The 24,730-nt window shown below is 45.0% G+C and carries 23 protein-coding genes; 7 read left to right on the top strand and 16 right to left on the bottom strand.

Annotated features, from left to right (window positions below):
- Positions 1-212: 212 nt before the first annotated feature.
- The 5 genes from AC4EHK_RS02945 to AC4EHK_RS02925 all read right to left on the bottom strand — a co-directional run bounded on the left by AC4EHK_RS02945 (position 213) and on the right by AC4EHK_RS02925 (position 6,200).
- The gene (locus AC4EHK_RS02945; RefSeq protein WP_490977306.1) at positions 213-680 is read right to left on the bottom strand and encodes a threonine/serine exporter family protein; all 468 of its coding nucleotides are present in this window, start codon (positions 678-680) and stop codon (positions 213-215) included.
- Between the two features lie 12 nt (positions 681-692).
- Positions 693-1,448: a threonine/serine exporter family protein gene (locus tag AC4EHK_RS02940; RefSeq protein ID WP_490977305.1), complete on the bottom strand. Its 756-nt coding sequence runs from the start codon at positions 1,446-1,448 to the stop codon at positions 693-695.
- Between the two features lie 107 nt (positions 1,449-1,555).
- Positions 1,556-2,695: a zinc-dependent alcohol dehydrogenase gene (locus AC4EHK_RS02935; RefSeq protein WP_490977304.1), complete on the bottom strand. Its 1,140-nt coding sequence runs from the start codon at positions 2,693-2,695 to the stop codon at positions 1,556-1,558.
- Between the two features lie 108 nt (positions 2,696-2,803).
- Positions 2,804-4,951: a beta-propeller domain-containing protein gene (locus tag AC4EHK_RS02930; protein WP_490977303.1), complete on the bottom strand. Its 2,148-nt coding sequence runs from the start codon at positions 4,949-4,951 to the stop codon at positions 2,804-2,806.
- Between the two features lie 67 nt (positions 4,952-5,018).
- Complete coding sequence (locus AC4EHK_RS02925) at positions 5,019-6,200, bottom strand: alanyl-tRNA editing protein (protein WP_490977302.1); 1,182 nt, start codon at positions 6,198-6,200, stop codon at positions 5,019-5,021.
- A gap of 109 nt (positions 6,201-6,309) precedes the next feature.
- Between AC4EHK_RS02925 and AC4EHK_RS02920 the strand changes: the two genes are divergently transcribed.
- The gene (locus tag AC4EHK_RS02920; RefSeq protein ID WP_490977301.1) at positions 6,310-7,221 is read left to right on the top strand and encodes a diacylglycerol/lipid kinase family protein; all 912 of its coding nucleotides are present in this window, start codon (positions 6,310-6,312) and stop codon (positions 7,219-7,221) included.
- 57 nt (positions 7,222-7,278) lie between these two features.
- On the opposite strand, the gene AC4EHK_RS02915 is transcribed toward AC4EHK_RS02920, so the two are convergent.
- Together AC4EHK_RS02915 and AC4EHK_RS02910 are read right to left on the bottom strand one after the other, a co-directional pair.
- Positions 7,279-8,445 carry a saccharopine dehydrogenase family protein gene (locus AC4EHK_RS02915; protein WP_490977300.1) on the bottom strand — a complete coding sequence of 389 codons (1,167 nt, stop codon included), beginning with the start codon at positions 8,443-8,445 and terminating at the stop codon, positions 7,279-7,281.
- A gap of 21 nt (positions 8,446-8,466) precedes the next feature.
- Positions 8,467-9,948 carry an aldehyde dehydrogenase family protein gene (locus AC4EHK_RS02910; protein ID WP_490977299.1) on the bottom strand — a complete coding sequence of 494 codons (1,482 nt, stop codon included), beginning with the start codon at positions 9,946-9,948 and terminating at the stop codon, positions 8,467-8,469.
- Positions 9,949-10,275: 327 nt separating this feature from the next.
- Here AC4EHK_RS02910 and AC4EHK_RS02905 point away from each other — a divergent pair, with 327 nt between their 5' ends.
- On the top strand, positions 10,276-11,130 hold the full coding sequence (locus AC4EHK_RS02905; protein WP_490977298.1) for a MerR family transcriptional regulator: 855 nt from the start codon (positions 10,276-10,278) through the stop codon (positions 11,128-11,130).
- A gap of 169 nt (positions 11,131-11,299) precedes the next feature.
- Here the strand turns inward: AC4EHK_RS02905 and trhO are convergent, their stop codons facing one another.
- The 4 genes from trhO to AC4EHK_RS02885 all read right to left on the bottom strand — a co-directional run bounded on the left by trhO (position 11,300) and on the right by AC4EHK_RS02885 (position 15,144).
- Positions 11,300-12,262 (bottom strand): oxygen-dependent tRNA uridine(34) hydroxylase TrhO, encoded by a 963-nt coding sequence (gene trhO, locus AC4EHK_RS02900; protein ID WP_490977297.1) that lies wholly within the window; start codon positions 12,260-12,262, stop codon positions 11,300-11,302.
- A gap of 141 nt (positions 12,263-12,403) precedes the next feature.
- A complete protein-coding gene (locus AC4EHK_RS02895; protein WP_490977296.1) occupies positions 12,404-13,354 on the bottom strand; it encodes a 2-hydroxyacid dehydrogenase in 951 nt (316 codons plus the stop codon).
- A 75-nt stretch (positions 13,355-13,429) separates the two neighbouring features.
- Positions 13,430-14,041, bottom strand: a complete 612-nt coding sequence (locus AC4EHK_RS02890; protein ID WP_490977295.1) for a DedA family protein — start codon at positions 14,039-14,041, stop codon at positions 13,430-13,432.
- Between the two features lie 14 nt (positions 14,042-14,055).
- Complete coding sequence (locus AC4EHK_RS02885) at positions 14,056-15,144, bottom strand: metallophosphoesterase (protein ID WP_490977294.1); 1,089 nt, start codon at positions 15,142-15,144, stop codon at positions 14,056-14,058.
- Positions 15,145-15,396: 252 nt separating this feature from the next.
- Here AC4EHK_RS02885 and AC4EHK_RS02880 point away from each other — a divergent pair, with 252 nt between their 5' ends.
- From AC4EHK_RS02880 to AC4EHK_RS02860, 5 genes are all read left to right on the top strand, one after another.
- A complete protein-coding gene (locus AC4EHK_RS02880) occupies positions 15,397-15,744 on the top strand; it encodes a lmo0954 family membrane protein (protein WP_490977293.1) in 348 nt (115 codons plus the stop codon).
- Between the two features lie 13 nt (positions 15,745-15,757).
- A complete protein-coding gene (locus AC4EHK_RS02875; RefSeq protein ID WP_490977292.1) occupies positions 15,758-16,396 on the top strand; it encodes a PspA/IM30 family protein in 639 nt (212 codons plus the stop codon).
- Positions 16,397-16,459: 63 nt separating this feature from the next.
- On the top strand, positions 16,460-17,158 hold the full coding sequence (liaF, locus tag AC4EHK_RS02870; protein WP_490977291.1) for a cell wall-active antibiotics response protein LiaF: 699 nt from the start codon (positions 16,460-16,462) through the stop codon (positions 17,156-17,158).
- Positions 17,155-18,201 (top strand): sensor histidine kinase, encoded by a 1,047-nt coding sequence (locus AC4EHK_RS02865; RefSeq protein WP_490977290.1) that lies wholly within the window; start codon positions 17,155-17,157, stop codon positions 18,199-18,201. The genes liaF and AC4EHK_RS02865 overlap by 4 nt, the downstream gene beginning before the upstream one ends.
- Positions 18,176-18,811 carry a response regulator gene (locus tag AC4EHK_RS02860; RefSeq protein ID WP_490977289.1) on the top strand — a complete coding sequence of 212 codons (636 nt, stop codon included), beginning with the start codon at positions 18,176-18,178 and terminating at the stop codon, positions 18,809-18,811. The genes AC4EHK_RS02865 and AC4EHK_RS02860 overlap by 26 nt, the downstream gene beginning before the upstream one ends.
- Before the next feature lie 44 nt (positions 18,812-18,855).
- Here the strand turns inward: AC4EHK_RS02860 and mbcS are convergent, their stop codons facing one another.
- The 5 genes from mbcS to AC4EHK_RS02835 form a co-directional block, all read right to left on the bottom strand.
- Complete coding sequence (mbcS, locus tag AC4EHK_RS02855; protein ID WP_490977288.1) at positions 18,856-20,433, bottom strand: acyl-CoA synthetase MbcS; 1,578 nt, start codon at positions 20,431-20,433, stop codon at positions 18,856-18,858.
- Positions 20,434-20,458: 25 nt separating this feature from the next.
- Positions 20,459-21,004, bottom strand: coding sequence for a hypothetical protein (locus tag AC4EHK_RS02850; RefSeq protein ID WP_490977287.1), 546 nt, complete (start codon positions 21,002-21,004; stop codon positions 20,459-20,461).
- A gap of 24 nt (positions 21,005-21,028) precedes the next feature.
- Positions 21,029-22,678 (bottom strand): solute symporter family protein, encoded by a 1,650-nt coding sequence (locus AC4EHK_RS02845; RefSeq protein WP_490977286.1) that lies wholly within the window; start codon positions 22,676-22,678, stop codon positions 21,029-21,031.
- Positions 22,679-22,681: 3 nt separating this feature from the next.
- Entirely contained in the window at positions 22,682-22,951 is a 270-nt protein-coding gene (locus AC4EHK_RS02840) for a hypothetical protein (RefSeq protein ID WP_490977285.1), read from the bottom strand.
- A gap of 405 nt (positions 22,952-23,356) precedes the next feature.
- Positions 23,357-24,619 (bottom strand): mechanosensitive ion channel, encoded by a 1,263-nt coding sequence (locus AC4EHK_RS02835; RefSeq protein ID WP_490977284.1) that lies wholly within the window; start codon positions 24,617-24,619, stop codon positions 23,357-23,359.
- Positions 24,620-24,730: the final 111 nt, after the last annotated feature.

The following is a 24,730-nucleotide window of genomic DNA, read 5'->3' as shown; positions in this document are numbered from 1 at the left end:
TAGCTCTGACGGGCATAAGACAGACCAGTAGTGTGGCGCTCTTTGCCACGATGCTGGGTTGGCTTATGACCCAAAGAGCTGGGCACTGAAACTGGACAACAAGAAAAGCGCAAGCACCCGTATAGATTTGACGGGCATAAGACAGACCGGCGAAGCGGTCTTTCTGCAGTTGCTCGCTCACAAAATATAAAAATGGGTCTGACAAACAAGAACTACTCTTGTGTCAGGCCCATTTTTCTTTGTATTCTTTTTGCCTGCCGCTTAAAGAACAGCTGCATCAGCACTTCCGCAAAGACCAATCCCATTGCCACAGCTCCGGAAATCATCAATGCTTCGGAAGCAAAAGCGATAGCTTCCAAGTAATTATTTTCAACAATGTTTCGCATTGCATTGTACGCCTTGCTTCCCGGCACCAATGGAATAATTCCGGCGATGCTGAAAATGATCATCGGCATGCGGAATTTCTTGGCCAATAAATGCGCCACGATCGAAACAGCAAATGCCCCAGCAAAAGAAGCCTGCACCGAATCATCGAAGATAAGGAAGAATGTGCGGTAAATGAGCCAGCCACTCATACCGACCAGGCCACAACTGACTAAGGTTCTGCGCGGCGTATTGAAAATGACGCCGAATGCGCCAGCAGCCAAAAAACTAAGAAATGCTTCCAATGGCCAGTTCATCTGAACTCCTCCTTAAAATGATAAAACTACTGCGATGCCGGCACCAATAGCAAATGCTGTCAAAAAAGCTTCTGCACCTTTAGATAACCCGGATACAAAGTAGCCAGCCATCAAGTCACGTACAGCATTGGTAATCAGCAATCCCGGAACCAGCGGCATGATGGAACCGATGATCAGCGTATCCAGATTTTTTGCAAACCCGCTATAGACAGCGAGTGATGCCAGTATTCCTACAGCTAAAGCGCCGATAAATTCAGCAAATATCTTAACACGTGTTTCTGCAAGTATGGTTTCCACAATGATAAAACCGATTCCGCCAAACACAAACGCGAACGGAAGATCAATCCAACTGCCGCCCAAAAGAATTAAAAAGCAACCACTCGCTACTGAAGCTGCTAAAATCTGCAGCCATATATTGAATCGATAATTGGTTTGGTCGATTATCAGCATTTCGTCATAAGCTTGTTGCAATGTATATTCACCAGCCACCAATTTTCGTGAAACGGAATTGATAAGCGCCACCCGCTCCAAGTCGGTACTCCGGTTATTGACCCGAACAAATCGTGTAGCCAATTCTTCACTAGGAGAAAACATGATGCCTGTCGGTGTTACGAAACAATGAGAGTTTACCATGTTTTGTGAAACCGCCATACGGATCATCGTATCTTCTACACGATAAGTCTCGGCTCCGCTTTCCATCATGATTCTGCCCGCCAGCAAGAAACAATCCAATGCCAGTTCGCGCCTGGTCTCTCCTACCTGTGCCACATGTTTTTCCCCTCTCGCAGTCAGTTTCAGTACTTATCATAACTCACATGGACAAAAAATTAAACGCCCCGACTTCGCGGGGCGTTTAATAGGTTCTTTATGAGTACTTAAGGCTTTAATACGACCTTCGTACAGTTATCTTGGTGATCGTTAAAAATCTGATAGGCATCGCTGGCATTTTCCAACGGCACAATATGTGAAATAATTTCCCGCGGATCGAATTCTCCGTTTTCAATTTTTTCATATAACATTGGCATCAAGTGAATAACCGGTGCCTGCCCCATCTTCATCGTCACGTTTCGCTCGAATAGGTTGCCAAGAGGGAATTGGTTGTACGTCATTCCATAAACCCCGGTCATTTGAATGGTTCCAAACTTGCTGACCGCATCTTTAGCAATGTTAATGGCACTCAGCGTTCCACCTTGTAGCATCAGCTTTTGCTGGGCTGCTTCAGCAGGAGATTTCTTGCCGTCCATTCCTACACAATCAATTACGACGCGTGCTCCACCTTGCGTGATTTCATGAATCAATGCACCTGTATTGTCGTGTTTGCTGAAATCAACAATTTCGACATTGTTGATTTTTTTAGCAAGTTCCATTCTGTAAGGAATTTCATCCACTGCAATAACACGGCTTGCACCTTGCATCCAGGCGAATTTTTGGGTCATTAAACCAATCGGTCCACAGCCAAGAACTACTACTGTATCCCCTTTTTTCACTCCCGCATTCTCCACGCTCCACCATGCAGTTGGCAGAACATCAGACAAGAACAGCAGCGATTCATCTTCCAACTCCGAAGACTCCGGAATTTTAAGAGGCATGAAGTTTCCGTAAGGCACGCGCAAATATTCGGCTTGTCCGCCTGAATAATCACCATAGCGTTCGGTTAAACCAAAATATCCACCCGTATCAAAATGGGGGTTATCGTTTGAATTGTCGCATTGGCTTTCCATCTCATTACTGCAATAAAAGCACTTGCCGCAGCTAACGTTAAAAGGAAGGACGATGCGATCCCCTTTTTTCACTTTGGTCACATCAGGTCCGACTTCTTCTACAATGCCCATTGGCTCGTGCCCAATGACCGTGTCTTTCGTTGTCGGCAATGCACCTTGATAAATATGCAAATCCGTTCCGCATATAGCGGTTGAGGTTATTTTTACGATGATGTCGTCTTTTTTCTGAAGCACAGGATCTTTGACATTTTTCACTTGCATATTTTTCGTTCCTTGAAACGTTACTGCTTTCATCGATATCCCTCCAGTTTTTAGTTTTCAGAACACTCTTCAACTTCCCTTTTTTTGCTAATTAAAAACATAAAAAAAGAAGAGACCCGTTCCTTAGGCCTCTTCCTGATGCTAATCAAATACTACATTCCCAATTGGCTCGAAAGTATCCAAGCTATAGCTTTTGATTTCGCCATTCGCTACTGTATACAATTCCTCCCCAACATAAAGAACTCGCTGAGTGGCGGTGTTCCAATCTTCGTATTGACTGTCGGTTTGTTCAATTAAGTTTGCGGCTTGGGAAATCCCTCCAGGTGTAATGGTATAAATCAGCGCCCCTTCACCATGAAATTCCAAATAATCATCTGCACCTTCTTCGTAAATTGCTGCTGGAAAACCAAACAGATTTTTTTCCGGATGTGTAAACAGTGCTTTATGGTCGTATTGAAGAGTTGAGTACGTTCCCGGTCCTCCAATAATTTCTGTGTCTTTTTCTACTGGAGCGGCAAAGTCACTGACATCAAACAAGGAAATTTTCATGCCGCCTGTCACGACGCGCGGTTCCCCATCCTTTACTGGCTCCAATTTGGTGTCGTATCCAAAACCGACCAAATGATCCTCGTCCAGCGGATGCAAATAATTTGAAAAACCAGGAATTTTCAATTCTCCGAGCACTTGTGGTGAAGAAGGTGTCGAAACATCGATGACGAAAAGCGGATCGGTTTCTTTAAATGTCACCATATAGGCCTTATCTTCGATAAAACGAGCAGAATAAATTCGCTCTCCAGGCGCCAAGTCTTCTACCGATCCTACCTGATTCATTTGGCTATCCAAAATAAACAAGTGATTTTTTGTAGGAGAAGCCACATCCCAGGAAACCCCTTCTGTTGTCGCTGCCCGAAAATAGCCGTTATGTTCATCCATCGAAAACTGATTGAGCAAAGAACCCGTTAGTTGTGCAGAAGCCAAAAACTCAACTGCAGTACCGTTTAAATCGAACTTAAATACTTCCGTGTTGGCCTGCTGCGGCATCCAACTGATGATGTCACTATTGCTTATTTCTTCATCGCTGAATGGAACATAGGCGGAGGCTGTCAAATAAAGATTTTCTTCATTCATGTAAAGCTGCTCACTGCCGCCCAAAAACCCTTCAGTCGAGATCTCACTCATTTCAGGAGCATTCAAGTCAATCGTAGTGATGATGCTGTAATTGCCTTCCATAGTTCCAGGTAATATCGCGATATTGTCATAGGACAGCGGTTCAATTTTTCCACCATCTTTTGAATCGTAATGGTGTGGGCGAAGTTCAGGCTCGTCCTGTTCTTCCAGCATCCAATAGTCCGGATAAACATTGGTCACAAAATAAAGAATATTGTCAGTCAGTCTGGCACCACTTAAATTTCCTTCCGCGCCAAACTCACGAACCAGCTGAGGCGATTGTGGATTGCTGACGTCGTATAAATAAACAGAAGTCAGACCCAAATACGACTGTTGGCTGCGCGGCATCTCATCCATTGGCATAGTGGAAAATCGGCTTCCTATGATAATCAGTGTATCTCCCGATAGGAACAGTTGCTGAGGATAGGTTTCCTGCGTAAAAGGCAATTCAGCGGCAACAGTCATTTCTTCGGGGTTTTGGACATCTGTAATTACCACTCGTGATTCACTGATTGAATAGATATACGAGCCGTCGGTCTTCACCATATCGGCTTCATCCACTCCCTCAACTTGGTTATTGGTGGTCGAATAATCGCCTCCAGCTCCTTCACTGCCACCTGATGCAGAGTTGGACGATTCGGCTGTTTCTTCGCTGTTTTCACTAATAGTGCCGCCGGATTGCTGATTATTCTGCCGCATTTCCATTAACTGTGCAAAATAATTTCGCAGTTCTTCTGCATCCGAAAGCTGTTCCAATTGTTCCTGCACGACAAAAGAAATTTCTGTATTCATCAAACTTTTCATAAAGTTGTTTTTTAATGCTGCTCTTTTGATATGCAATTGGTATTGGCCGTTAGTGATCTCAGGAATTTCCAAGGTTTTCCCATTCTCATGGAGAATCATTTCAACCTCTACCTGCTCACCTTGTGCATTTGTAATGTAGACATCGCCCTGATCGATGGCATCCTGCTTGAGGGACGAAGAAAAGTTGGCTTTCCAGCCCTGATCGGCTAACGCAACAGATGAAGCGCTTACCGATACTTTATCGTTAAAAAAGACAAACGCGAGACCCATCAATATAGCTGCGACTGCAGCAAAAGCCCAAATTTTTTTCTTCTTCACGGAGCTTCACGCCCTTTCAGATATCTCTTTTCCCATTAGACAGAGAATCACCCGAAAAGTTTCACCATCACTGAAAACTTTTTAAAGCTTCCCGAAAAACACTTTGGAATGTTTCTGGAGCTTTATCTGTTTTTCCGCCTCCTTGAGCAAACTGTGCATTTCCTCCACCTTTGCCTTCAGTCAATGCCAGCAGCCCTTTCAGCACCTCCCGCATATCGCCGCTTGCCTGCTCTCCTTTTGCACACACAAGCCGTATGTCTCCTTTTGACACATTAATGAATAGCAGTGTCGCCGCGGTATGTTGACCAATCACCAGCCGGGCAAGCTGCTGCAGCTCTTTGATTGGTCTTCCTTCGTAAACTCGTTCTATGGTGCCATTTGCGGGAAGGATCGTTTCTGCTTCAAAAGTTAACACTTGTTCCTGGAGCTGTTTAATCGTTTTATCCGCTGTGGCTTTTTCAGCCAACAAGTCTTTAGCAGCTCTCGGCAATTCTGCCACTGGCGCATTTAATTGGGCCACCAAGTTATCGGTTGTTTCCATTAAAAAGTTAAAGTATTCTATCGCCCGTGTGCCGCATAAAAAATAAACCCGCAAGCCGCCTTTTGCTTTTTCTGTAGAAATGATTTTCAATATGCCGATATCTGCTGTATTCTTTGGGTGAGTGCCTCCACAGGCATTCACATCGATGCCTTCGATTTCCACTAAGCGAATATTGCCTTTGACTGCCGGTGGTTTTCTCAGTTTAAGAAATTCAACTTCCGTATCAGCAACCCAGCGAGTCGAAATAGGCAAGCGTTGGCTGATCAGCTGATTGGCTGTCTTTTCCACATCTTTCAGCTGTTCTTTTGTGGCCATATCCAAACCCAAATCGATGGATACCCGTTCATGTCCCAGATGAAAACTTTGGGTCTTAAATCCATACATATCTTCCAATAAAGCGCTCAATAGATGCTGACCCGCATGCTGCTGCATGTGATCCCATCTTTTTTGCCAATCCACTTGGGCAAAAAAGCTTTCTTGCGGCAGCTCGATGTTGGTGTAATGGCGAACCTCGCCATCTACTGTCTGCACGTCAATTACCTTGGCAGGCCCAATTTCTCCCGTATCTGCAGGCTGTCCGCCTCCTTCAGAATAAAAACAGGTTTGGTCTAAAATCGCATAGAATCCTTTGTCATCTGTTTCACTGCTTGTTACTTGCACAGATGCTTCCGAAATCTCAGAATCCTGATAATACAGTTTTATTGTCATGTCGACACCTCAGTTTTAATAGTCCAGTTGATTTTACTGAACCTGATTGTTTGTAAAATCATTAAAAGTGGAATTATAGAAATAAATAGAAGTACAGGAGGCCATACAAATGCCTAAATTTAATCGTTCCGTATTATTGTATAACGGCAATGCAGGAGCGTCTACGATAGACGCTGTGTTAAAGAATGCTGTACCACATTTGGCTGAAGCATCTAAATCACTCGAACTGATTCAAACCGCTTCACCCGAAGAATTTGAGAATGTCTGTCAGACCGCTGCTGCATATGCGGATATTTTGTTTATTGCGGGAGGCGATGGCACTGTCCATTCTGCAGTGCGTGCCCTATCCAGTTTGCCTGACGCTCCTCCAATCGCGATTATTCCAAGTGGTACCTGCAACGATTTTGCACGCACATTGAATATTCCATTGGACTTGGATTTGGCATCTTCCGAACTCGTCAATGGAGAAATCAAAGAAATCGATACGGGAAGAATTAACGGCGGCTCGTTTCTTAACTTTGCGGGAATCGGCTTAATTACCGATGCCTCGTCGAATATCGATCCGCATCTAAAAGATCGATATGGGAAACTCAGTTACTTTATGAGCGCGCTTCAATCCATGCGGCAGGCGACTCCATTCCCGGTCTATTTGAAAATCGATGGCATTAGCTATTCCGAAGAAGGGGTATTGGTGCTTGTGATGAACGGCAAGTCAATCGGTACTCATAACTTCCCGCTGGCAACCATAGATCCCACAGACGGCCTGTTAGATTTGTTTATCATTCAAACGTCTTCAATCGCTGCATTGCGTGAATGGTTTTCGCTTTCCCAGCCCGAGGTCGCAACAGAAGAACTGGACCACATTACGCATTATCAAGGCCGATCCATCACCATTCAAACAGATGAAGAGCTGGATGTCGATACTGATGGTGAAATTTACTTGAAAACTCCCTTGGATATCGAAATTGAACCGCGCAGATTGAAAATGCTCGTTCCGAAAAAAGTGGAAGAATTGATTTAACAGCAAAAAGGATGGTTCCTGTTGGAGCCATCCTTTTTGCTTTAGATAGACAGTGCTCTAGTTTTGCAAAGCAGACCGGTGGATGGTTTCTGTAATATCAACACCGCGTTTGGCCATCTCTGTAATGTACTCGTCTCCAGGAACGATCATTTCCGGAGGATAAACTCCGCGCTTGTCGATGATTCCTTGGCCGATCATCTGCGCCACAACGGAAATGGTATACGCCGTTGCACGTGCCATCGCAGTGACACCGGTTGCGGGATCTTTAACGGTTACCATATTGTATTCGTAACCAACGTCCTCTCCTGCTTTTACACCCGATACCAGCACCCGTAAAACGACGGCATCTTGTTTGTCTCTCAATGCTGTTATCGGTTCGAGCACCGCTTTCAGAACAGAGCGGAGCTTGACTGTTTGCCCATCCACTTCGACTGTCTTTGTCCGATCTGTAAAGCCTAGATCTACCAGCAGTTTAAACTTTTCGGCATGTCCTTTGTAGCGCAAGGTTTTGTACTCTAATGAATTTACATCGCTGAAAGTATCTGTCAAAGTCGATGTTCCACCCGCAGTGTGAAAAGCCTCCAGCTCACCAAAACCGTCAAATTGCACATGTTCGATTTCGGATAGAGACTCAACTTCCAGCAGCTTGCCGTCGCGAATCACGTGTGATGTATCGGTATAATGATCAAATACACCTTCCAGTGAAAAAACATGGTTGTACTCTAAGGGAGGTTCAGGATGAACGGGAATGCCTCCGACAAATAAGCGAATAGCTGAAACTTGGTCGAGTTTGCTGGCACCATACCCTGCCAGGATATTAATCATCCCCGGTGCCACCCCCAAGTCAGGTATCAGTGTCACACCTTTTTGCTGCGCTCGTTCATGCATGTCCAGCACCGCTCCCGTCGCTCCCCCAATATGTCCACCTAAATCCACGGTATGGACACCACACTCAAGCGCAATAGCCGCTACTTTTTCGTTGAACGTATAGAACAGGGCGTTGATGACAATGTTTCCTTTTGAAATGACAGCTGCCAATGCAGCATCATTGCTGGCATCCAGCTCCAGCACTTCCAGCTTGTTGCTGCCGAGCTGCTCCTTAAATAGCTGAGTTGAAATGATATTCCGGTCCGCTAAAAAGACCTGCTCAACGTCTTCATTTCCAACCAGGTCGCGGGCCGCTTGCTTGCCCATCAATCCAGCTCCTAATACGACGATTTTCATCTTCTGCATCCCCTTTCGCCATTAAGTTGCAGTATCGATTTGAGCACGCTGCAGCTTCCCGCTGAAGTCGACGTAAACGCTTTTCCATTCTGTAAAGACATCCAGTGCCGCGACGCCCGAATCACGATGCCCATTGCCCGTGCCTTTTGTTCCACCGAATGGCAAATGAATTTCAGCGCCGGTCGTCCCAGCATTTATATAAACGATTCCAGTATCCAAATCACGCTGAGCTTTGAATGCCCGATTGATGTCAGCTGTATAAATCGAACTGGACAAACCATACATCACACCATTGTTTATCTCAATTGCGTTTTCAAAACTTGTTGCTTCAATAATGGATACGACCGGTCCAAAAATTTCTTCCTGTGCAATGCGCATATCCGGCAATACATCCGTAAACAATGTCGGAGCGTAGTAGTTCCCTAAATCATAGATGCCCCCTGTTAGAATTTCGCCGCCAACCAGAAGCTTAGCACCCTCCTGTTGGCCAATTTCGATATATGAATGAATTTTGTTAAGAGCTTTCCGGTTGATGACCGGGCCTACTTTAATTGACTCATCCATTCCGTCTCCAACGGTTAATGCTTTCATCTTTACCAGCAGGCGTTTTTGCAGCTCCTGCTTAATATCGGCATGCGCAATTATCCGGCTGCAGGCAGTACAGCGCTGGCCAGCAGTTCCAAAAGCACTCCAAAGAATTCCTTCAACAGCCAAATCCAAATCAGCATCTTCCATAACAATTACAGCATTTTTGCCGCCCATTTCAAGTGACACTTTTTTCAAGTTGCGGCCGCCTGCCTCTGCAACTTTGCGGCCTGTTTCAGTGGAGCCGGTAAACGAAATGACCCGGACACCTGGATGCTCAATCAAAGCCGTTCCCACTCGAGAACCAGCGCCGAAAACAATATTGGCTACGCCATCTGGAAGACCCGCTTCTTTAAATATTTTTGCCATTTCATAAGCCATCATTGGTGTTTCAGTTGCAGGTTTCCAAATAAAGGTGTTGCCTGCCACGATGGCCGGAAACGACTTCCACGTCGCAATGGCTACCGGGAAGTTCCAAGGCGTAATCAGTCCCACCACACCGATTGGCGAACGGACGCTCATGGCAAACTTGTCCGCCAGTTCCGATGGTGTCGTTTCACCGAATAAACGCCTTCCTTCCCCCGCCATGTAGTAAGCCATATCGATGCCTTCCTGAACTTCACCGCGTCCTTCTTCGATGACCTTCCCCATTTCTTTCGTCAATACTTGAGCCAAGTGTTCTTTTCGCTCTTTCATCAAGCGCCCAACTTCATATAAATAGTCTGCACGCTTTGGTGCTGGTACTTTTGCCCAATTTTTTTGTGCTTTTTGTGCCGCTTCTACGGCCTGATCAACTTCCTTTTCGGTGGACATCTGTACCTGCGCCAATTCTTCTCCGTTTGCAGGATTCAAAACCGGTTTGAACTCTGCTTGTTCATTTAATTGCCATTGCCCATTTACAAAGTTGGTCAGCTTCATGGTTTCCGCCCCTTTCTTCCGCCAAAATTTTAATGCTTTTATCTCTATTATTCCATAGTTGAACCGGAAAATCCTATTTGTTTTCTGAATGTTCCGTTTTATTTATTAATAAAAAATCTTATACACTATTGTCATTTGTAGATCCATCGGCTATAAGATCTTTACTAAGCTAACCTGTGTTTAAGCAAGCCCAAGTTGCTAAAGCGATGACAGAATCCTACACTCTTACGGATATAAGACAAAAACAATACATTTTAGCGTCTTTTTCCATAAACTATTGACACTGACGGTGCGTTATAGTGTATTTTAAAGAGAGAGGTGATTAGATTGTACAAAGTACAAGAAGTAGCAAAAATAGCGGGCGTCAGTGTACGGACTCTCCATCATTACGACAGCATCGGTTTATTGAAACCGTCAAATATCGGAACCAATCGTTACCGCTATTACAATGGCAAAGATTTAAAGTTGCTCCAGCAGATTTTATTCTTGAAAGAATTGGACTTTTCGTTAAAAAAGATACAGGAACTTGTGGCCGATGGCTTTGATCAAGAGTATGCGTTGTCTCAACATGTCGAGTTGTTGGAACAGAAAAAACAACGTATTGAAAACCTAATACAGAATGCAGAAAACACGCAGCGGGAACTTCGGGGCTTACAGAGCGTGACCGATGCAGAGCGCTTTTCTGCGTTTACTAGCAGCAAATCTGAAGATCTGATTGAGAGATACCATAAGACCGACAGCAGTTCAGCGATGCTTGGCCAGGCAGAAGTTTCGCAGGCTGCGCATATTTTCGGCGACGATTCAGCTGTTGCGGTTGCGGTAGCTCCTGTAGAAACTGCTGTAGCTGAAGAACCGGCTGCAGCTATCAGCGAGCCGGCCAAACCGGAAAAAGAAGAGGAAGATTTGGATGAAATCAACCGCGAGGGAGACCGTATTTACAACACAGTCGCCAGTTTGATGCATTTGCCTCCACAGACAGCCGCCGTCCAACAAGAGATGAAAGCTTACTATACTCTGTTGAATCGGTTCTATGACTGTTCGCCGAAGATGTTCCGCGGACTCGGCGACTTATATGCATCAGACAGTCGTTTCGCTGCTAATATCGATCAGCATGGCCAAGGTTTGGCTAAATACTTGAAAGACGCAATGCATGTCTACGCTGACGGGTTACAAGATGCCTGAACTCATCGGACCGTGCAGCAATTGCGGAAAAGACGTCTATTGCCGGGATGGTTTTCTTGACGGAGTTTATGTAGACGGGGAACTGGTGTGTTTTGACTGCCAGGAAGAAGTCGAAAAATAAGTGAACGCAAAAAAGCTGCCGAATTTATCGGCAGCTTTTTTTCATTTATTAAACTCCAGTTGTTTCTTTCAACGCATCCAAACGCGCCTGGACTTGTTCTCCGGTTAGGCCGTGCTCAAAAGCATAGCGGTTGCGGGGGTGTTCACGGCATTCATCTGAACATGAACGCATGTATTTGTGCTCGTTTTCTTCAGTAGCCAAAATTTTCGCATTGCATTCAGGGTTTGCGCAGTTCACGTAGCGTTCGCAAGGTTCACCTGTAAAGTGGTCTTTGCCGACGATGGTGTGTTCCAATTGGTTCACTGGCACAGCAATACGCTCATCAAATACGTACAGTTGGCCGTCCCATAAATCGCCTTTTACTTCAGGGTCTTTACCGTAGCTTACAATGCCGCCGTGTAATTGGGCAACGTCCTCGAAGCCTTCTTTTTTCAGCCAGCCCGAGAATTTTTCACAGCGGATGCCGCCTGTGCAATACGTCAAAATTTTCTTACCTTCAAATTGTTCTTTATTGTCACGGATCCATTCCGGCAAGTCACGGAAGTTTTCGATATCTGGACGCACCGAATTGCGGAAATGGCCAAGGTCGTATTCATAATCGTTGCGTGCATCCAAGACAATGGTGTCCTGTTCCTGCATTTGTTTGTAGAATTCTACCGGCTCCAGGTAAGTGCCTGTCAATTCGTTTGGGTTAATATCTTCTTCAAGCCCAAGGTGAACGATTTCTTTTTTCGCACGGACGTGCATTTTTTTGAATGCATGGCCTTCAGCAGCATCGATTTTGAAAACGATGTCTGAGAAGCGCGGGTCGTTTTTCACCAGTTCCATATAAGCTTCTGTCTGTTCGATGGTTCCAGAACACGTGCCGTTGATTCCTTCTTCGGAAACAAGAATGCGGCCTTTCAGCTCAAGCTCTTTGCAAGCTGCCAAATGCTCAGTCGCAAAAACCTCTGGATCTTCAATCGGTGTGTATAGGTAGTAAAGTAATACGTTGTGTGTATGATTTTGCATGAATCATACCTCCTATTTCTCTATTTATTTCTGCACCAAAAAGGCAGCAAAAACCTCAATCATTTTACAATAAATAACGGCAAACTACAACTTTTGCTTTCACAAAAGACAGCTGCTTGCGCAGCTGCCTTCCTGTTTTTCTCAGCAAACTCGATTTTTAACCGACTTATTCTCTAAACAAGCTTGAATTGCTTCAGCATTCAATGCCATCATCTCTAAGCGTGTTTGGATTGTCGCACTGCCAATATGCGGCAACACCGTCACATTCGACAGCGTTAGCAGCGGATGGTCAAGCGGAACCGGTTCTTGTTCAAAAACATCCAAGCCGGCTCCCCAAATTTTTTTGTCTTTCAATGCTTCATATAAAGCACTCTCGTCTACAATGCCGCCCCTTGCCACATTGATCAGGCAAGCCGTTTCTTTCATCAATGCCAGTTCGTTCGCGCCGATCATCCCTTTGGTTTCCGGTGTCAACGGCGTCAGGATCACCACATAATCCGAAATCGTCAATAATTCCTCGAACCCGGCATAGCGCACATCTTCCAAACTTCTCCGGGTGCGGTTGTGATACAGCACATCCATGCCAAACCCTTGCGCACGGCGAGCTACTGCTTCTCCGATTCGGCCCATGCCGATGATGCCGAGTGTCGCGCCTCCGACATTTTGCCCGGTCATGCCCATTGGCGTCCAAGATTTCCATTCTCCCGAGCGGACCGTTTTCTCCGCTTCGATGATTCGGCGAGCTGTCGCCAACAATAAAGCAAAGGTCAAGTCAGCCGTAGACTCAGTCAAGACGTCAGGCGTATTGGTTACCATTACACCATGCTTGCGGGCTGCTTCCAAATCAATATTGTTGTGGCCCACCGCAAGATTCGTAACAATTTTCAAGTTGGGTGCAGCATCAAACACTTCGCTGTCAATTTGATCAGACAACATCGTCCAAAGCGCATGCGCTTCTTTGGCTTCTTCCAGCAATTTTTCGCGCGGTGCGGGAGTTTTTTCTTCCGGCCACATCCGGACTTCGTATTGTTCTTGCAGCCCAGCGACTGCCTGATCCGGCAGCTTTTGTGTAATAAATACAATCGGCTTCATAAAAATCCTCCATCCTTTATTATTCCATAATTATAACAACTTAAAAAACTGCCGGCAATTGCCAGCAGTTTCCTGTTAGTTGCGCACTCGTATTTTTTTCACATAATACCAGACCGCGGCTATTGCGCCTAAAGCAATTAAGGCATAAACGACGTTGGAATAAAGCGCCAATTGGTGCATGATCTGCTCTCTGTTATCTCCCACCGCTTCACCGACAAACACCAATACGGTATTCCACAACAGCGTACCGAGCGTGGTAAAGCTAATGAACAACCAGAACTTCATATTCGACATTCCCGCAGGAATAGAAATCAAGCTGCGCACCAAAGGAATCAAGCGGCCAAAAAACACTGTCCAAATGCCAAAGCGATCAAACCAGGCATCTGCTTTATGGATATCTGCCTTTTTTACACGCAGCCAGCTGCCGTATTTGTCGATGATTTTCTCCAACCGTTCGACATCCAGCTGCAAGCCGACTCCGTACAAAATCACCGCTCCAACAACTGAACCGGCGGTAGATGCCAAGATCACTCCCGGTATGGTCATTGTGGTCGTTGTCGTCATAAATCCGCCAACCGTCAAAATGACTTCTGACGGAATCGGCGGAAATACATTTTCCAGCATGATGAGCAGGAATATGCCGAAATAGCCATACTCCGACATCACCGAAACAATCCAATCTTCCATGTAAACTCTCCTTTTTAAGAAGTCGGCCGGAAATTCATAGTTACTGACCATAATTCAGAACGGCTTCCAATGCGCAGCGGCGGTCCCCAAAAACCAAAACCTGAAGACACAACAAAATGTGTTTTCTTGATCAACCGATAGCCGTAATCCAATTCAAATATTCGTTTGGTCAATAAATGATTAGGCCACATCTGCCCTTTATGGGTATGGCCAGACATGTGAAAATCCGCGCCCAATTCGGCAGGCGTTTTTAAATCCGATGGCGTGTGGTCCATCACAATCCAAGGCAACTTGCCTTTTTCCGGCTTTAAATCCAGAAGCGATTGCCGGTTGCCATTGGTCCGGTCTTCGCGTCCTGACAAATAAAAACGATTTCCCACCAGAATAGTTTCATCTCTTAAGACATTTACACCTGACTTTTCCATCACTCGAACCAATAAAGAGATTTTCTTACCGTAATATTCATGATTGCCTAAAACGCCGTAAGTGCCTAAGCGAGGTTGCAGCCGTTCCATGACCTCGCCCATGCCATAACGTTCATACCAAATCGGATCATCATCAACTAGATCTCCCGCTAGAAAAACAACATCCGGATCCAGTGCATTGGTCTTTTCCACAAAACGCTTTAAATGGCTTTTGCCTGATAAAACACCTAAGTGAAAATCCGAACCGATGACCATATGAAGCGGCTCTGCCTCTTCCGCATCGACGGTCACTTCCAACGTGCGGACCACCGGACTATAAGCCAAATAAGTGCCCACAAGAAACAGCACCAACAAAATAGCGGCCGCCGCACAACCAATCAGGAACAGGTCATCCTGAAAATCTACAACCAACACCATGATATTTGCCACGGGAATCAACAAAATAGCATATTGCAAAAAAGCAAACCAGTATGACCCGAGAATCGTAAAGCCAAGCCATTTATGGCCAATCCGACCGATAACATAGCTATAAGCGATAATTAACCAAAAAGCCGTAAAGAGCCATGGATGGATGATGTCTGAAAAACTGTTTATCCAGGCGTACACTGCCCATCCAAGATACGCAATAAGCGCGGTATAAATAAATAATGCGCTGCCGATGCCTGCAACTATTTTCATAAAAAAACGCCTCTTTCTTCTTTAAGATGGACCATATATGAAAGATTTCTTATTTTCAATGTGGTAAAAAATATTATAGCATTCCAGCTGCCGATCCCCTGCAACGGAACTCCTGAGAATCTTTAGTTCTTACTTGGATGGCTGTAGATGCTTCTACGCCTCAGGACCTAGTGAAAGATGCAGTCAGAGACCGTATTGGAAAATGCGACTACTTAGTATGATTAGGTTAGAAATTGAGAGGAGGAAAACAAGATGAACAAATTTTGGTTGGTTACACTCGGCATCATTGCCGGAATCATCGCCCTTTCCAATCTGGGACCCATCATTGGATTGGCCGTATCCTTACTAATCGTATACGCAGGGGTACATTACTACTTAAGAAGTACCTCGACCTTGGCCAAAGTATGGTGGGCATTTGTCGCCATCGTCGGTGTCATCTCAGCCATCTCGAACGTACCGGCTTTGATTGGCGTCGCCGCTCTTGCCGCTTTGTGGATGATTTACCGCCAATGGAACGGCCAAAGCGTTTCGGTCACAGCTGTAAAAGAAAGCGATCCATTTACAAATTTTGAACAACAATGGAACAAACTAAACAAATAAGGAGGAAACAACAATGACCACTTTATGGGACCGTTTTAAATTTGCCGTCGCAACCGATTTGGATGCCGTCGTCGCAAAAAAAGAGGAAAAAAACCCACTCGCTTTGCTAAACCGCTACATTACAGAAGCTGAAAATCAGACAACAGCTACCGGAAAATGGGTAGAGCGCCAAGCCCAGCTAAATGGTAAGCTGGAAAAAGAATTAGCGGAAGCATCCGCCATGTTCGACAAGCGCCAGGCGCAATTGGAACTGGCAGAAACCTCGGGTGAACGCGACCTGGCTGACTTTGCTTCTATGGAAGTTCAAGCTTATGCAGCACGCGTTGCCGTGTTGCAGAACAACTTAGATGAAAACATTACTGAACTGACTGGACTGGAACACCGCTATGAAGAAATGAAGCACAAAGTGAAAGACATGAAAGTGAAACAACTCCAATTGATGGGCAAGGAAAATGCAACGCGTGCCCATCACCAAATGGATAAAGTATTGAGCCCGGAACTTGTGGCCGAACGCATCGGCTCATTCGACGACATGGCTTCTTATATCACCACACTTGGTGCGAAAGTCGAAGAACGCCATGAGCGCTCAGCAATGGAACGCCGATTGGAAACATTAGAAAAAAATAGCGCAAACCAAAAGGAAATTGTTTAAACTGAAATGAGAGGAAGTTTTCTTCTTCTCATTTTTTCTGATACAAAGAAGGAGGCAAAAGCCATGCAGCATTTTTCAACAAACAGACAAGCGTTTTTCCTGCTCAGCGCTTTATTACTCATATTCGTGGAAGCTGCCTTTTTAGGAAACGGCAGCGTGTTTTTGATCCTTCTTGGTATCGGAACGATTTACTATGCTCTGAGAAATAAAGTAAAATACCGTCGCTCTTATTTTTGGATAGGTACGTTTCTTATTGGTGTTTCCATTTTATCCATGTGGAGTCTAAGGTTGATGGTTTTCGGCCTGGCCATTTATCTGTTGATTCGTTTATGGAAAGGCGAAGAATGGCTACAGACAGCGCCTTTATACGGCTCGACAGATAGGGGATTGATTCAAAACAAAGTCATGGCCGCACAAAGCACTCCCATCGAGTCTTACGAGTGGAAAGACATTCATGTACAAGGATTTATCGGGGATATTCTCGTAGATACGACCCACACGGTTTTGCCAAAAAAGACTTCGCTCATTTCCATTCGTCAAGGTTTTGGAAAAGTTCAAGTGGTGGTCCCGTATGAGGTTCCTGTGCGTGTCTACTATTCGACGCTGCTGGGAGAAGCCCGTTTTTTCAATGGAGACAACCAGCGCATTTTGAATGGCACGATTCACGTGGAAGATGGCTACCCGACAGATGAAGGCCACCGAGTCGAATTGGTCGTTTCTGTAACTACATGGATGGGAGATGTCGAGGTGATTCGTAGATGAGACAGATCTTGCCGCGCAGCCTGTTTTTCATTTCTCTTTTTGCATTGATCATCTTCAGCATTCTTTTTGCACTGCTTGGTTTGCCAGCCGTTAACAGCTGGTCTGTTTTATGGGATGATTTTATTGGCGGATTGCCTTTGGGCATTTGGCTGCTTGTTCTGATGCTCGCACTGTCCGTCGGCATCTCCTGGTGGACCGAATCCCTCTCCCGCTCCAAAGTGCAGGAAATCGAAAAAATCTTTCAGGCTCTTCTGCGGAATGAAGACAAGACAGTTGTACAAGCTGCCCAAATGAAAACCTTGCCGGGCAATTTATCAAATTCCATTCTCAAACTGCAAAAACTGTTGGAAACGCAGCGCAAAAGCTTGACCCGCATTGCCAATGAGCGGGCCGAAACGCAGGATCAAATCATCCAGGAACGGCTGATCATGGAACGGCAGCGTTTGGCCAGAGAGCTTCATGACTCTGTCTCCCAGCAGCTGTTCGCCGCTTCGATGCTGCTGTCTTCGATGACCGAACACGAGGATGTGCAGCCCGGATTGTTACAGACTGAGAAAATGGTCCAACAGGCACAGCTGGAAATGCGTGCGCTGCTGCTGCATTTGCGCCCCGCAGCTCTGCACGACAAGAGCCTTCGGCAAGGATTGTTTGAACTGGTCAGTGAACTGAAGGAAAAAGTCTATTTTACGATCGAGCATAAATTGGAGGAAGTTTCGTTGCAAAAAGGGGCGGAAGACCATCTGTTCCGCATTGCACAAGAAACCTTATCCAATACGCTGCGCCATTCCAAAGCGACCGAAGTCCATATCCTGTTTGTCGAACGCGATAATTTTGCCATCCTGCGTATTCAGGACAATGGCGTTGGATTTGAAAGCGAACAATCCAAGTCGACCTCCTACGGTCTGAAACATATTGAAGAACGCGCCATCGAAATCGGTGCGACCAGCAAAATTGTATCAGTCCCTTCCGAAGGAACGATTGTGGAAGTAAAAGTCCCGATTGAAAGGAAGAAAACCCATGATTCGAATCTTGTTAGTGGATGACCACGAGATGGTGCGCATTGGCGTCTCTGCCTATTTGCAGTCCCAAAAGGATATGGAAGTTGCCGGAGAAGCAGCAAATGGTCAGGAAGCTGTTGAAATGGCATTAGAGCTGCGGCCTGACTTGATTTTGATGGATATGGTCATGCCGGTCATGAATGGAGCGGAAGCCACAAAAGCCATCATCGACCAATGGCCGCAAGCAAAAATCATGATTGTCACCAGCTTCCTGGATGATGACAAAGTCTACCCGGCTCTTCAAGCGGGAGCCGTCAGTTACATATTGAAAACATCAAAAGCTTCACGGATTGCCGAATCCATTCGTCAAACCATGAATGGCACGCCGGTTCTTGAGCCGGAGGTCATGACCAAAATGATGAAACAGATGCGCCACGAGCGTGTCCTTCACGATGAATTGACCGAACGGGAAATGGAAATTCTCCTGTTGTTGGCTGCTGGATTGACCAATCAGGAAATTGCCGATCAATTATTCATCGCCTTGAAAACAGTCAAGACCCATGTCAGCAACATCCTGGCAAAACTGGAGGTTCACGACCGGACACAGGCAGTCATTTATGCCTTTCAGCACCGACTCATCTCACCACCTAAATAAATCCATAGAAAAGCCTGACAGTGTTTGCTGTCAGGCTTTTCCCGTTAGACATTCAGTTTTCGCAGTTCCACGCGGCGGATTTTGCCTGAAGCCGTCTTTGGCAGTTCGTCCAAAAATTCGATGACCCTTGGATACTTATACGGTGCAGTAATCTCCTTAACGTGATCCTGCAGCTGTTTGACCAACACTTCTGGATCCGGGTAATCATCTGGATTACGAAGCACCACATACGCTTTGACAATATTGCCGCGAATTTCATCAGGAGCCGCTACAACTGCGCATTCCTGGATGGCTGCATGCTTCATGAGTGCATCTTCAACTTCAAAAGGCCCTATCGTATATCCCGAACTGATGATGATGTCATCGCTGCGTCCTTCAAACCAGAAATAGCCATCTTCATCGCGTTTTGCTTGGTCTCCCGTTAAATACCAATCGCCACGGAAAGCCGCTTTGGTCCGTTCCGAATCCCGGTAATATTCTCGGAACAGTGCCGGACAATCGCGGTGAACGGCGATATCCCCAACTTCTCCAACTGCTGTCGGTTGTCCTTCATCATTGATGATATCAACCGGATTGCCAGGTGTCGGTTTGCCCATCGATCCTGGTTTCACTTCCATCTCTTGAAGCGTTCCAACAAGCAAGGTGTTTTCTGTTTGGCCATAGCCGTCGCGAACGTTAATATCAAATGCTTGCTGGAATGCTTCAATCACCTGCCGATTTAAAGGTTCTCCGGCAGATACTGCTGACCTTAACGCTGGCAGTTTGTAAGAGTTGAGATTTTCCACTTTTGCCATGATTCGATATTCTGTCGGCGTGCAGCAAAGGACATTGATTTGTTCGTCTTTTAACAAATCCAAATATTTCAAAGCATCAAACGGTCCGTTGTAAACAAAAGCTGTGGCTCCAAGTGTAATGGTCGAAAGAAATGGACTCCAAATCCATTTTTGCCAGCCAGGAGCAGCTGTTGCCCATACCACGTCACCGCTTTGGACACCCAGCCACTTTGTTGCGGCTGTTCGCACATGCGCATAACCCCAGCCATGAACGTGCACAACCCCTTTCGGATTGCCGGTAGTGCCAGACGTATAAGACAAGAAAGCCGTATCTTCACGATGGGTCGGTACAGCTTCAAAGTTCGGTGATTCTTTTTCTGCCAGTTCTTCGAAAGATTGCCAGCCTTCTTCTGTTCCGCCAACAATCAATTTATTGTTCAACGCATCTACTTCTTCATCGATTGAGTTGGTTTCCGCGGTGGTTTTATAATGCGCAACCACTCCTTTAGCGCCAGAATGGTGCATCCGGTAAATCAAATCTTTTTTCCGAAGCATTTCTGAGCAGGGGATTGCCACAATTCCAGCGCGCAAGCAAGCCAAATATGTAATGTATGCTTCTGGGATCCGAGGCAATATGATGAGCATACGATCCCCTTTTGTTATGCCCAGCTTCACTAAAGCCTGCGCGTATTGGTTCATTTTTCCAACAAGTTCTTTGTAAGAGAGATCTTCCCGGTTGCCTGCACTGTCCAGCCAACGAATTGCTAAACGATCGCTTTCTTCTTTGTATTCCTCTAATTCAGAAGTGATATTATACTGCTCCGGAGCAATTAAATCGTTGAATTCCATAGAATAGCCTCCAATCTAGTTTTCTTTACGCTGGCGGAATGATCAAGTAGTAGACGCTTGCTAAAAAAACGAATGCTGCTAGAGCCCCCAAATAAGCTTTATGAGTCGAAAAGTTTTGAGTTGTTTTGATAATTTTAGCACAAACCAAGTACATCCATATAAGGCCAACTGCCAGCAGTACGTAAACCAGTAGATGGCCATTCCCCGCATTCGCCAAGTAGGGCGCGCCCAACAATCCTGGCAGCAGGGCAACCGGAACCGTTCGATTGATGTCACCCAACCGCCCCTTTCCACCAAGCCCTTTTGAACCTGCCCAAAGCAACAATGCCAAACCTACTTTTGTGATAACCGCCATTAACAGTCCGAAAAGGAGGAAAATTACTGGAACGATGAAGTTTTGCAGCATTGCAGAATCAAAACTTCTTATGTATGAGGCATTTGACGCGATTGAAATCGCGCCATAGCCTAATCCAACAATGAACAACAGCACATTGCTTACAAACTGGGTTTTCGGCAATTCTAAAAATGATCGAAAAGACGAATCATTTAAAGCAAACATTTTTCCAACCATTTTACTCACCCCTTCTTTCATTCCTTACATCCCCCAAGGCATCAATGCCCATATCGCAACAGCAGCCGAAACCACTACTGTGACTGCAGCCCCTATTGTACTGTTATACCGATATGACTGAATATCTTTCCAACCATGGATACGTTCAATCAGCTCAATATCCGATTGCCTAGTCAGCTTGTTTTGAAGGCCTGGCATACGGTTTGTGATATAGGAAACAACAATTAAGAGAATGAAACTAATCGGCACAGCCAGCATTGCGCCTGATAAGCCCATTCCATCTGTTACTCCATGTCCCGTCAAAACGATGCTTGGGAAAACAAATGGCGAGACGATAATGTAAATCGCACCCCCAACAACAGAAGCAGCGATGGCACCATATTTATTGGCTTCTTTCCACCATACACCGACTATAATCAGCGGCGCGTTCGTGACCCCTGCTAATCCGAATGCCCAAAGAATACTAACGACTAGGAACGCGGGCGGTTCGATGGCCAATAGGATACTGACCAATCCGCCCGCAAAAATGGCAATAAAGCCAATTCGCAAACTCAGGCGTTCAGGAATATTCGGCTTTAACGTAGCAATGATATCTTGGGAAATCAAGGCACCGATTGCCAGCAAATTGCCGCTCAAGGTTGAAAGGCCTGCTGAAATCGCACCCGCGATAACAAGCGCAGTGACCCATTCCGGGTTATAGACCAGGTTCAAGATAATCGTCAGTTTATCAGCATCTCCCTCTGAAATGACCAGTCCTTGGGTAGCTGTTGCATAAACACCAACAAATCCCATGGCATAAGTTGCTGAGAACACCAACCCAAGAATGAACGCAAACCAAACCATCGCAGAACGCGCACTTTTCAAGTTAGATGCTGTATAGACACGCATCGCCAAATGCGGAAGCCCTAAAGCTCCGATTGTCAAAGCCGGAATAATGGAGAAATACCATTTCGGCGAGAACTGATAGTCGAAGAAGGTCGGCAAAGATTCTAACATCGCCGGAACCATGTCCGAATAAAACAACGGTGGAAAATACCACCCGGTCGCTCCGACTGCTTTCATGATGGCACCCAACGGAAGAATGAACATTAAAGCGATAATGACCATTTGGATTGCAGCATTGTTGGTCGCTCCCGCCATTCCTCCGATTGTGATATAGCCGACAATGATAATTCCGAAAACAAAAAGTCCAGTTAAATAGGGAATGCCAAGTAAAGTTTCAAAAGTGATGGCAATTCCAATCATTTGTCCCAAAGCATACATAATGGATACTAAAATCATAAAGAGAGCAGCAATAATGGAGGCGGTCACACCGTACCGGTCACGGATAAAATGAGTAGGAGAGAAAGCTCCCATCCGGCGCAGGCTTGTGCCGTAAATAATGGTGATCAACGGGATTGCTAAAATTAGCTGGATCCATAGCATGATGAACGGTACTTGCAGCTGAAGAATCAGCGCCGTGATGCCCAGGAATGTCGCCAAACTCATATACGTTGCGGCCATCGCCAGCCCATTGGTGAAAGCTCCTACATTTCCGCCGCCTATGTAAAGATCCTTAGCTGAGGCACTTTTCCGATTGGACAGGAACCCAACGACGTAAAACAAGACAAACGTTGCGGCTACTACTGCTAGCCCAAGAATTGGGTTTGATAATTGCCAGTTTTGCGCTTCCATTAGCTACACATCCTTTGCTTCTTCGGAAACTCCGAGCGCTTCGTTTTCGCTGTCAATTTCATCGTCGATCCGGTTTCCAATTTTCCCTGCCACAATCGTTAAAAAGAATACTCCGAACCAGCCCATTAGGATTGGTACAATATACATGATTGGAAAACCAAAAAACATACCATCTACCGGAAAAATTGAGAAAATTAACCCTACATTTCCTACTAAAATAAAGGCGGCTGTCATCCAAATGGTAAACTGCACTTCTTTTTTGTATGCTTTCATCGAATCCCCCATTTCCACTAGGTTCTTATCCCTTTTCAACTGAGCGATCGCTCAGATTTACGCAAAACCTCCCCCCTTTTATCCTGCTATTGATAACTGTCTTGATTGTAACCGCTTGCATAAAAACAAGTCAACTGAATTTTTAAATTATTTAAATAACTATAACTATATAATTTAATTTTCTTTCAAATTAAATTTTATTAAAAAAAACGCCTATTTTTAAACCTAAAGATAAACTAAACTAAAAAAATTATCAGCATTAGTATTTTAAGATATTTTTTATTCACATAAAATTAGTTGAATTAATTTCCAATTCTCATCTTCTTCGGATAAACATGCATGAACGATCAACAACAAAAAATCCTCTTGAGCAAATGACAGCTCAAGAGGAATAGAATTATGCGTTTATAGATTTGGTTTATCGTTTTCTTTTTCCATTTTCTTTTCCAACTTCTCAAGCTGGCGCTTCGCAAATTCGCGGCCGCCCATACCGAAGGAAATGGCAAATGCCACAGCGAGTCCGGCAATAATGAACAGGAATGCCAAGTTCACAATATTAGTGGCAAAATTCAACTGATCCAAAGTCATAAATACAGCAATAATGATGATAACGTATTTTACGACAGATCCAAGGAAACGGTTGCCAGAAGACTGCTTGATGTAGTTTCCAAGCAAACTGCCGCCAATTAATCCAAGGCCTAAAATGATCAGTGAACTGATTAGAAGCGGCATGTAAGCAATGATGGCTGAACCAATGCCATTTAATACATCAAGCTGTAAAACGTTCATTGCTTCTACTGTAAAGAAGATGATAATAATGGTTTGTACTACCTTGCCAATGATGTTTGCAATATCAAAGCTTGGCGTTTTTGATTTATCCGGATTCAAGTACGTCGAGAAACGGTTGATGCCTGTCCCGTTCAATAAGCTGATCAATAGATCTCCAACAAATTTAGCAATCAAGACACCGACTAGTATCAAAATAATTGCCACAAAAATATTCGGAATCATGTTCAGCACTTGGTTGAGCATATTGACAATCGGCTCAGAAATAGAGCGGATATTCAATGTCTCGAGTGCAATCGTCAAGATCGGAATCAGAACGATGACGAAGACTACATTGGCCAGAACGTTCGCCAGCGTCGATTTGTCGCTTGCATCCATACGGGCAGTCCCAGTCGATGTTGCACCGGTCTTGCTGGTAACTTTGTTAAACCATTTATCAATATTGATCGCTGATAAAAGGCTAAACACTAAGTTTTTCACAAACTTCGCTACAAAGTAGCCAATGACGATAATTATGATGGCCATGAGAAGATTTGGCAGGAATGCCAATAGCTTATCCATCATGTTTGAAATCGGCTGTGCCACGTTGTCCATATTCAGCGTTTGCAAAACACTTGGAATAAATAAAATGAAGATCAGGTAATAAAGAATTTTCCCTATAGAATCCAATTTGCTGTCTGCATCTTCTTTTGTTTTTGCCATGTGCCCTCTGACCATTGCTTTATCAACGCCTGCTTTTTTTAATCCTTTCGTGAAAATCGCCCGTACAATCGTTGCTACAACCCATGCAATAAGTAATAATAGCAGTGCTCCCAATACGTTTGGAATGTAATCAATAATCGTATTGCCGACTCCTCTGAAGGAATTCCCTACATCATTCATACGCTCAACTCCTTATATAGTTTTTTAGATCTTATCTACTATCCCCATTCTTTACTTAAAATAAACTCTCGAAACCAAAAAACGCCTCAACTAGTGAGTTGCCATGGCAAA

It is taken from the genome of Planococcus sp. TJ-307, from assembly GCF_058268435.1.
Note: the sequence above shows the minus strand (reverse complement) of the source record. Positions and strands in the feature narration are given on the sequence as shown.

Coding starts and splice junctions, on each gene's coding strand:
- AC4EHK_RS02945 (WP_490977306.1), bottom strand. CDS start 680: ATGAACTGGCCATTGGAAGCATTTCTTAGTTTTTTGGCTGCTGGCGCA.
- AC4EHK_RS02935 (WP_490977304.1), bottom strand. CDS start 2,695: ATGAAAGCAGTAACGTTTCAAGGAACGAAAAATATGCAAGTGAAAAAT.
- AC4EHK_RS02925 (WP_490977302.1), bottom strand. CDS start 6,200: ATGACAATAAAACTGTATTATCAGGATTCTGAGATTTCGGAAGCATCT.
- AC4EHK_RS02920 (WP_490977301.1), top strand. CDS start 6,310: ATGCCTAAATTTAATCGTTCCGTATTATTGTATAACGGCAATGCAGGA.
- AC4EHK_RS02915 (WP_490977300.1), bottom strand. CDS start 8,445: ATGAAAATCGTCGTATTAGGAGCTGGATTGATGGGCAAGCAAGCGGCC.
- AC4EHK_RS02910 (WP_490977299.1), bottom strand. CDS start 9,948: ATGAAGCTGACCAACTTTGTAAATGGGCAATGGCAATTAAATGAACAA.
- trhO (WP_490977297.1), bottom strand. CDS start 12,262: ATGCAAAATCATACACACAACGTATTACTTTACTACCTATACACACCG.
- AC4EHK_RS02895 (WP_490977296.1), bottom strand. CDS start 13,354: ATGAAGCCGATTGTATTTATTACACAAAAGCTGCCGGATCAGGCAGTC.
- AC4EHK_RS02890 (WP_490977295.1), bottom strand. CDS start 14,041: ATGGAAGATTGGATTGTTTCGGTGATGTCGGAGTATGGCTATTTCGGC.
- AC4EHK_RS02885 (WP_490977294.1), bottom strand. CDS start 15,144: ATGAAAATAGTTGCAGGCATCGGCAGCGCATTATTTATTTATACCGCG.
- AC4EHK_RS02880 (WP_490977293.1), top strand. CDS start 15,397: ATGAACAAATTTTGGTTGGTTACACTCGGCATCATTGCCGGAATCATC.
- AC4EHK_RS02875 (WP_490977292.1), top strand. CDS start 15,758: ATGACCACTTTATGGGACCGTTTTAAATTTGCCGTCGCAACCGATTTG.
- liaF (WP_490977291.1), top strand. CDS start 16,460: ATGCAGCATTTTTCAACAAACAGACAAGCGTTTTTCCTGCTCAGCGCT.
- AC4EHK_RS02865 (WP_490977290.1), top strand. CDS start 17,155: ATGAGACAGATCTTGCCGCGCAGCCTGTTTTTCATTTCTCTTTTTGCA.
- AC4EHK_RS02860 (WP_490977289.1), top strand. CDS start 18,176: ATGATTCGAATCTTGTTAGTGGATGACCACGAGATGGTGCGCATTGGC.
- mbcS (WP_490977288.1), bottom strand. CDS start 20,433: ATGGAATTCAACGATTTAATTGCTCCGGAGCAGTATAATATCACTTCT.
- AC4EHK_RS02850 (WP_490977287.1), bottom strand. CDS start 21,004: ATGGTTGGAAAAATGTTTGCTTTAAATGATTCGTCTTTTCGATCATTT.
- AC4EHK_RS02845 (WP_490977286.1), bottom strand. CDS start 22,678: ATGGAAGCGCAAAACTGGCAATTATCAAACCCAATTCTTGGGCTAGCA.
- AC4EHK_RS02840 (WP_490977285.1), bottom strand. CDS start 22,951: ATGAAAGCATACAAAAAAGAAGTGCAGTTTACCATTTGGATGACAGCC.
- AC4EHK_RS02835 (WP_490977284.1), bottom strand. CDS start 24,619: ATGAATGATGTAGGGAATTCCTTCAGAGGAGTCGGCAATACGATTATT.